We start from the raw sequence: 7,325 nt of genomic DNA, 5'->3' as shown, positions 1-7,325 counted from the left end.
GGGTTGGCGTGGGCGGCGATGGGGCCGGCGAAGACGCCACCGGCGAACGCGAGACCAGCGATGGACAGCATGCTCTTGCGGAAGATCGTGTTCATCAGGGGGTTGCTCCTTCGGGGGTAGGAAACACCCACCTGTCACCAGTGCGGGGGATCGGTGACGCGGGTGTCAGCACCTCGTCCGGGCGCTCAAAGTCTGGGGGGCGGCCTGCGAGCGGGAGGCTCGTGGCGGCCGGTCCGGGTGAAACGACCCGGCGGCCGGGGCCATTCCCGGGGGCTGACGATCCGCGCGGAGCGGGGCTCGCCGCGCCGGGACCGTGTGCAACGACCCGGGGGCCGGGGCCATTCCCGGGGGGCTTGGCTACCCCGGGGTCGGGGGGCTTGGCCGTGGTCCTGCGATCGTCGGAGGGTGTAACGACCCCCGGCCCGCCAGGATTCCGGCCCACGGGTGCAGCCGGTCACCACGGCGGCCCCACAACCGGACATACCGCCCGCGCGCGGTGGTCGGCCTGGGTGATTGACTCCGGATCGGCGAACTCGGGGTATCCGGGACCGGTCGATGCCCCCATATCGGCGAACTCGTGTCGATCACGACACCGCACGACCGCCGAGGCCAGGGGGCGGGGCCTCACTCGCCCAGGCGAGATCGGACCTTGTTCGCACACGAGTCCAGAACGGTCCGCGCGTCGAGTCCCAGGCTCTCGATCGCCACCAACGCGGTGAACACCACGTCGGCCAGTTCGGCTGCCACGTCCTCGCGCGTGTGGGTGACACCCTTGCGCGGATTCTGCCCGAGCAGGCCGATCCAGGCGGCGGACGCCTCGCCCGCCTCCTCGGTCAGCTTGAGGATGCGGCAGGTCAGTTCCGTCTCCCCGGTGCCGTTCGCGGTGTCCAGCCAGCCCCGCGCAGCCTGGGCCGCCGCCCAGATCGAGTCGTCCACGACGACAGTCAACCGCATCGGACCGGACCGGCCGACGATCGGCACCCACGCCGTCGAGGCCCAGCGCCACCGGGCTCCCTCGGAGCCTGACCGGTCGGTCAGCGCAGCCATTGACTCCGGTCGAAGGCGGTCCTAGGTTCAGGGCGCTACCGGCCGGTAGGCAACCGTCCCGCCTGGTCGCCCCCGAAGGCGACATCCGTCCGATGGGGAGCATCGATGCTGTCCGTACCCGTTCGCACCCTGCGCCGCCTGGTCGCCGCCACCGCGACACTGACCCTGGCCGTCGGGCTGATCGGCCCCGCACCCACCGCCGCCGCCGCAGGCGTCGCAGCGGATCGCGGCTCCGACGGCAACCAGCCGCTGCCCGGCTACACCTTCCAGAACCCACCGCTGACGCCGCTGACGGTGGCGGGTAAACCGACGACGGTACGTCAGGGCGTGCACCGGCACGCCGCGTACATCATCGAGGTTCCCGCCCGGTGGAACGGCGACCTGGTGCTGTGGGCGCACGGCTACCGGGGTCAGGGCACGGCTCTCTCGCCGGAGCCGCCGGGCTTCGAACTGCGCCAACGGATGCTGTCCCAGGGGTACGCGTGGGCGTCGTCGTCGTACGACCGCAACGGCTTCGACATCCGCTCCGGGGTACTGGGCACGAAGGATCTCGCGGACCACTTCGCCCGGACGGTGCGCCGGCCGCACCGCACGTATCTCGCCGGGGTGTCCATGGGCGGGTACGTCATCGGTCGCTCGCTGGAGCAGTATCCCGGCTACTACGACGGTGCCCTGCCCATGTGCGGGGTGCTCGGCGACCAGACGCTGCTCGACTTCTACCTGGACTACAACCTGGTCGCGCAGGCGCTCGCCGGGGTGCCGGCCTACCCCACGCCGGCCGACTACCTGAACAACGCGGTGCCGCGCATCCAGGCGACGCTGGGCCTCGCGGGGCTCACGCCGACCGGCCCGGACACGACCACCGAGCGGGGCAAGCAGTTGCGGGCCGTGACGGTGGACCGTTCGGGCGGGCCGCGTCCCGGCGCTGACGCCGCGTTCGCGGTGTGGAAGGACTTCCTCTTCTCGATCATGGTGACCGAGGGCGGCGACTCCCCCGCCCAGCGGCCCGGACAACTCGCCACGAACCTGCTCACCCGCTACCGCCCGAACAGTCCGGTCGACCTGAACTCGACCGTACGGCGGGTCGCGCCGGAGAACGTCCGGCAGCGGCTGCTGCCGACGCTCACGGAGGTGCCGCGCATCGCCGGCCGTCCCAGTGCGCCGGTGGTCAGCCTGCACGACCTCGGCGACCTGTTCGTACCGTTCAGCATGGAGCAGGCGTACGCCACCGACGTGGCACGGCACGGTCGTAGCCGGCTGGTGGTGCAGCGGGCCATCCGGGCCGCGCAGCACTGCGAGTTCAGCCCGGCCGAGGCCGGCGCCGCCTGGGACGACCTGGTGTCCTGGGTACGCACCGGCAAACGCCCGGCCGGCGACACGGTGACCGATCCGGCGGTGGTGGCCCGACCCGACTACGGCTGCCGGTTCAGCGACCGGGCGGCGTACGCCGCCGGGGATGGCACCCGCCGCCTCTACGCACCCTGCTGACGAAAGACGAGACCGGCCGGCCCCCGCGACGGGAGCCGGCCGGCGTGTTCAGAGATGCGGTCACCAGAGCTGCTGGACGAGGTCCGCCGCCTGCTCCTCCCACTGCGCGTACGCGTACGGGAAGGCGGAGACCTGCACGGTCTGCGCGGCGGTGGTCAGCGGCAGGTCCTGCCAACCGCCCACGTTCTTGAGCGCGGCGAAGAACGCCGTGGCGGCGTACTCCGGGTCGGTGATCTGCTCGGGCGAACCCCAACCGGACGACGGACGCTGCTGGAACAGGCCCTGCGAGTCGTGGTCGTTGGACGCGCCGAGGTGGCCGAGGTTGTAGAGCTTCGACTCCTGCAACGAGGTGGCGACACCGATCACCGCGCCACGGTCGCCGACGCCGGTCTTCTTGGCCGCGTCGACGATCGACCGGGCGTTGTCGAGCTGCGCCTTGTCGAGCGGGATGCGCGACTGCGCGCCCTCGATGCCGTGCGGGATCAGCTCGTCGCGGCTCGGCTTGCCGGCCGGCGGCTTGCCGGTGGCGGAGCCGGTGGTCAGGCCGGATTCGACGGGCTGCTCCTGGTGCGCAGCGCCGGTGGCGGCCTTGCCGGTGGCGGCCTTGCCGGTGGCGAGGTCGATGGCGGCGACGGCGCCCTGGTGCGGCCCGGAGGTGACCGGGGCGGCGGTCGCGGTCGGCGCGAGCGCCAGACCACCGAGGGCGGCCACACCCACCACGCCGAGCGCGGTCTTGCGGTACGAGTCCTTGGCGATGGCGGGGAGCCATCGAGTGAAGTCGGGCTTCACGATGGTTCCTTTCGATCGTGCGGAGCGCTCCGGGGTGAACGCCCCTCGGGAGTGACCGCGGAAAAGGGGTTTGGGCTCCGGCGGTACGGGGGACACAACCGGGTTGACGAGTCGGTCATTCCGGAAATGCCGGAGTCACCCCGAGCTGGGACCCGGTCACACCGGGGAATTCGGATGGCCGGCCGGACCCGGGTGACGGGTGGGCGGATTCGGACTATCGACGCAGACGGGTCAGCCCGGATGGGCCACGCCGAACCGGACGAGCACGTGCCAGAGCTGTTTGAGGTGCGCAAGGGTGTCGGCCACCGGACCCCGGTCGGCCCACCGCTGGGGCTCGGTCACCAGCGACACGGCGCCCCGGCCGATCAGCGCCGCGTCCACCGGCGCGTCCGGTTGGCCGAACTCCCGGTGCAGGCGGGCCGCGAGCACCGGGATGGCGGGACCCCGGAACTCGGCGTCGACCTCGCCGACGGGCAGCACGAAGCCGGGGTGCCAGCGCAGCGGGAAACCGTACCGACGCGCGAGAGATTCCAACTGCTCGCCGGTGGCGGTGCCGACGAAGGACGGGTCCGCAACCAGCTCCTCGACGTCGGACGCGAGGTCGAGAGCGCCGTGGACCTGGGCCTCCACGTAGTCGTCGAGCGCCCGACCGACGGTTCCCGGCGTGCGCGGGCCGTCGAGCAGCGTCCGCGCCAGGGCGGCGACGTCCGTCTCGGCGCGGCCGAGGCACACGCCGGTACGGGCCACCTCGGCCAGGAGCCCGGCGAGGACCGCCTCGAAGGCGTCCGCCGTCCCCACCACACCGGGGCCGAGGTAGCTGTCGCCGAGGCAGAAGGTCGCCCGCGCCAGCACCGCCGGACGCAGCCGCAGATGGCAGGAGCCGAAGCGGGGGCAGGCGCCGTCGGCGTGGTCGAGCAGGTTCAACCCACCGTAGATCGGGCGGTCCGCCGGGGTCACCCCGGTCTGTTGGTACGCGCCGCCGAACATCCGCCGCTCCCAACGGTCCCGGTCGCCACCGGGGTACGCGGTGAGGCCACCGGCGGAGATCCCCGTGACGAACTGACTGCGGTACACCCCGTCCTCGGCCAGCGCGGTCGCGACGGCACGCCCGTCGGCGCACAACCGATCCGGGTGGAAGTTGACGGTGATCCGGCCGCGCTCGACGGCGGCGAGCAACCGCTGAGCCGGCTCGTCGACAGCGGCGGCGGCGAGGTGGCGGGCGATCGTGGCGAGCGCCGCAGGACGCTCGGTCACCGCCGACGACCGCACGTACGCGAGGGCGGACGCCTGCGCCGGCGTCAGGGCCCCGGCGTGCGGCGCGTCCCGCTCGGACGTCGCCGTCACGGCGTGTCCGGCTCCGTGTCCGGCTCCGTGTCCAGCTCCTGGAAGACGGTGATGTGCAGGTCGGCGGGGGCGTCGAGGCGCGCGTTGAGCGAGCGCCACGGCGTCAGCGTCGGCGGCGCGACCTCCCTCGCACCGGCGGCGACCAGCCGGGCCGTGGTCGCGGCGGCGTCGTCCACCTCGAAGGCCACCCGGAGGCGCGGGGCGACCTGACGGCCCACCTCGACCTCGTCGATCAGGCGCTTCTGCGCTGGGTTGGCGATCTCCAACGTGGCCCGGCCGGCGTCCAGGATCACCACCCGCGCGTCCCCGTCGCTGGTGAACTCGGCCTCCATGGGCAGGCCGAGCGCGTCCCGGAAGAACGCCACGGCGGCCTCGTGGTCGGCCGCCTCCACGACGAGGCGCAGCTGACGGACGACGGGTACGGGCTGCTCGGCGACCATGCGGCGGATCGTAACGCCCTAGGCTGGCGGGGCACTGTCCCGAAGGGAGCAACGATGGTCGACGCGTACCTGCTGCGTCCGGTCGGCCGGGTCGCCTCGCCGCTGACCGACGCGGCGACCGCGCCGCGGCAGGGCGACGAGGGCTCGCCACCGGCCTGGCTGGTGTTCGAGCCGCAGGTCGAGCCCGCCCTGCGCGACCTGGACGTCGGCGCGGAGCTGCTGGTGCTGACCTGGTTGGACCGGGCCCGGCGCGACGTCCTGGCGGTGCGTCCGCGTGGTGACGAGACCCGCCCGGTGACCGGCGTGTTCAGCACCCGCTCCCCACACCGGCCCAACCCGATCGGGCTGCACCGGGTCCGGGTGCTGGCGGTGGACGGGCTGCGCGTCGAGGTCGCCGACCTGGAAGCCCTCGACGGCACCCCGGTGCTGGACGTGAAACCGGTGCTGGGCGCGGCCGACGAACGCTGAGGCGTCCGCCGGCCGCTCGGGTCAGTGCCCCCGGGCCAGTCACTCCGGCAGGTGCGGGGCCTCCGCGCCGATGGTGGTGTCGTCGCCGTGGCCGGTGTGCACGACCGTGTCCGGTGGCAGGGTCAACAGCCGGGTACGGATCGACTCGACGATGGTGTCGAAGTCGCTGTACGACCGCCCGGTCGCGCCCGGTCCGCCCTGGAACAGGGTGTCGCCGGTGAACACCGCGCCCAGGCCCGGGGCGTGGAAGCTGCACGCGCCGGGACTGTGCCCCGGGGTGTGCAGCACCTCCAGGGCGGTGCCGGCCACCTTGACGATCTGCCCGTCGTGCAGTTCGCCGTGCGGCGGCAGGTGGGGGTGGACCAGGTCCCAGAGCACCCGGTCGTCGGCGTGCAGCAGGATCGGCGCGCCGGTGGCCTCGGCCAGTTCGGGGGCGACCCGTACGTGGTCGTCGTGCGCGTGGGTGGCGAGGATGGCCCGCACCCGGCGCTCGCCCACCAGCGCGAGGATCGCGGCCACGTCGTGCGGCGCGTCGAGGACGACGCACTCGTCGTCGTCGCCGATCACCCACACGTTGTTGTCCACCTCGAAGGTCTGCCCGTCGAGCGAGAACGTGCCGGCGGTGACCGCGTGGTCGACCCGGACGGTCATCAGAACACCACCACCGAACGCAGCACGTCGCCGTGGTGCATCCGCTCGAACGCGTTCTCGACCTGGTCGAGGGCGATCTCCTCGGTGACGAAGGCGTCCAGGTCGAGGCGGCCCTGCCGGTACAGCTCGGTGAGCATCGGGAAGTCCCGGCTGGGCAGGCAGTCGCCGTACCAGCTGGACTTGAGCGCGCCGCCGCGCCCGAAGACGTCCAGCAGTGGCAGCTCGATCCGCATCTGCGGGGTCGGTACGCCGACCAGCACGACGGTGCCGGCGAGGTCCCGGGCGTAGAACGCCTGCTTCCAGGTCTCCGGTCGGCCCACCGCGTCGATGACCACGTCCGCGCCGAAACCGCCGGTGGCGGCGCGGATCGCCTCGACCGGATCGGTGTCGGAGGCGTTCACGGTGTGCGTGGCGCCGAACTTCCTCGCCCAGTCCAGCTTGCGACTGTCGGTGTCCACGGCCACGATCGTCGTGGCGCCGGCGAGGGCCGCGCCGGCCACCGCCGCGTCCCCGACGCCACCGCAGCCGATCACCGCGACCGAGTCGCCGCGGGTCACGTTGCCGGTGTTCAGGGCCGCGCCGAGGCCGGCCATCACACCGCAGCCGAGCAGGCCCACCGCGGCCGGCCGCGCCGCCGGATCCACCTTCGTGCACTGCCCGGCGTGCACCAGCGTCTTCTCGGCGAACGCGCCGATGCCCAGCGCCGGGGTGAGTTCCGTGCCGTCGGTGAGGGTCATCCGCTGCTTCGCGTTGTGCGTGTTGAAGCAGTACCAGGGTCGGCCGCGACGGCAGGCCCGGCAGTCGCCGCAGACCGCCCGCCAGTTGAGCACCACGAAGTCGCCCGGGGCCACGTCGGTGACGCCCTCCCCCACCTGTTCGACGATGCCGGCCGCCTCGTGGCCGAGCAGGAACGGGTAGTCGTCGTTGATGCCGCCCTCGCGGTAGTGCAGGTCGGTGTGGCAGACGCCGCAGGACTGGACCCGGACGATCGCCTCACCGGGGCCGGGGTCGGGCACCACGATGGTGGTGACCTCGACCGGTGCGCCCTTGCTGCGGGAGATGACTCCCCGGACTTCCTGGCTCACTGCGCCTCCTGGT

General features: G+C 72.9%; 8 protein-coding genes. 2 read left to right on the top strand and 6 right to left on the bottom strand.

From position 1 onward, the window contains the following. Positions 1 to 624: 624 nt before the first annotated feature. A complete protein-coding gene (locus tag AB0J36_RS14840; RefSeq protein WP_363660732.1) occupies positions 625 to 936 on the bottom strand; it encodes a MazG-like family protein in 312 nt (103 codons plus the stop codon). 216 nt (positions 937 to 1,152) lie between these two features. Here AB0J36_RS14840 and AB0J36_RS14835 point away from each other — a divergent pair, with 216 nt between their 5' ends. Continuing rightward, complete coding sequence (locus AB0J36_RS14835) at positions 1,153 to 2,535, top strand: hypothetical protein (protein ID WP_363660731.1); 1,383 nt, start codon at positions 1,153 to 1,155, stop codon at positions 2,533 to 2,535. Positions 2,536 to 2,595: 60 nt separating this feature from the next. Here AB0J36_RS14835 and AB0J36_RS14830 read toward each other — a convergent pair whose 3' ends face one another. From AB0J36_RS14830 to AB0J36_RS14820, 3 genes are all read right to left on the bottom strand, one after another. Then, a complete protein-coding gene (locus AB0J36_RS14830; RefSeq protein WP_363660730.1) occupies positions 2,596 to 3,324 on the bottom strand; it encodes a hypothetical protein in 729 nt (242 codons plus the stop codon). Positions 3,325 to 3,555: 231 nt separating this feature from the next. Continuing rightward, positions 3,556 to 4,668 carry a DUF3626 domain-containing protein gene (locus tag AB0J36_RS14825; protein WP_363660729.1) on the bottom strand — a complete coding sequence of 371 codons (1,113 nt, stop codon included), beginning with the start codon at positions 4,666 to 4,668 and terminating at the stop codon, positions 3,556 to 3,558. Beyond that, positions 4,665 to 5,108, bottom strand: coding sequence for a VOC family protein (locus AB0J36_RS14820; RefSeq protein ID WP_357392706.1), 444 nt, complete (start codon positions 5,106 to 5,108; stop codon positions 4,665 to 4,667). Before AB0J36_RS14820 ends, AB0J36_RS14825 begins: the two co-directional genes overlap by 4 nt. Positions 5,109 to 5,162: 54 nt before the next feature. Here AB0J36_RS14820 and tsaA point away from each other — a divergent pair, with 54 nt between their 5' ends. Beyond that, the gene (tsaA, locus tag AB0J36_RS14815) at positions 5,163 to 5,576 is read left to right on the top strand and encodes a tRNA (N6-threonylcarbamoyladenosine(37)-N6)-methyltransferase TrmO (RefSeq protein WP_357121716.1); all 414 of its coding nucleotides are present in this window, start codon (positions 5,163 to 5,165) and stop codon (positions 5,574 to 5,576) included. A 39-nt stretch (positions 5,577 to 5,615) separates the two neighbouring features. On the opposite strand, the gene AB0J36_RS14810 is transcribed toward tsaA, so the two are convergent. Further along, positions 5,616 to 6,227, bottom strand: a complete 612-nt coding sequence (locus AB0J36_RS14810) for an MBL fold metallo-hydrolase (RefSeq protein WP_357172219.1) — start codon at positions 6,225 to 6,227, stop codon at positions 5,616 to 5,618. Beyond that, the gene (locus AB0J36_RS14805; protein ID WP_357121710.1) at positions 6,227 to 7,312 is read right to left on the bottom strand and encodes an S-(hydroxymethyl)mycothiol dehydrogenase; all 1,086 of its coding nucleotides are present in this window, start codon (positions 7,310 to 7,312) and stop codon (positions 6,227 to 6,229) included. Before AB0J36_RS14805 ends, AB0J36_RS14810 begins: the two co-directional genes overlap by 1 nt. Positions 7,313 to 7,325: the final 13 nt, after the last annotated feature.

The organism is Micromonospora sp. NPDC049662, from assembly GCF_040675055.1.
Classification (GTDB): domain Bacteria; phylum Actinomycetota; class Actinomycetes; order Mycobacteriales; family Micromonosporaceae; genus Micromonospora.
Note: the sequence above shows the minus strand (reverse complement) of the source record. Positions and strands in the feature narration are given on the sequence as shown.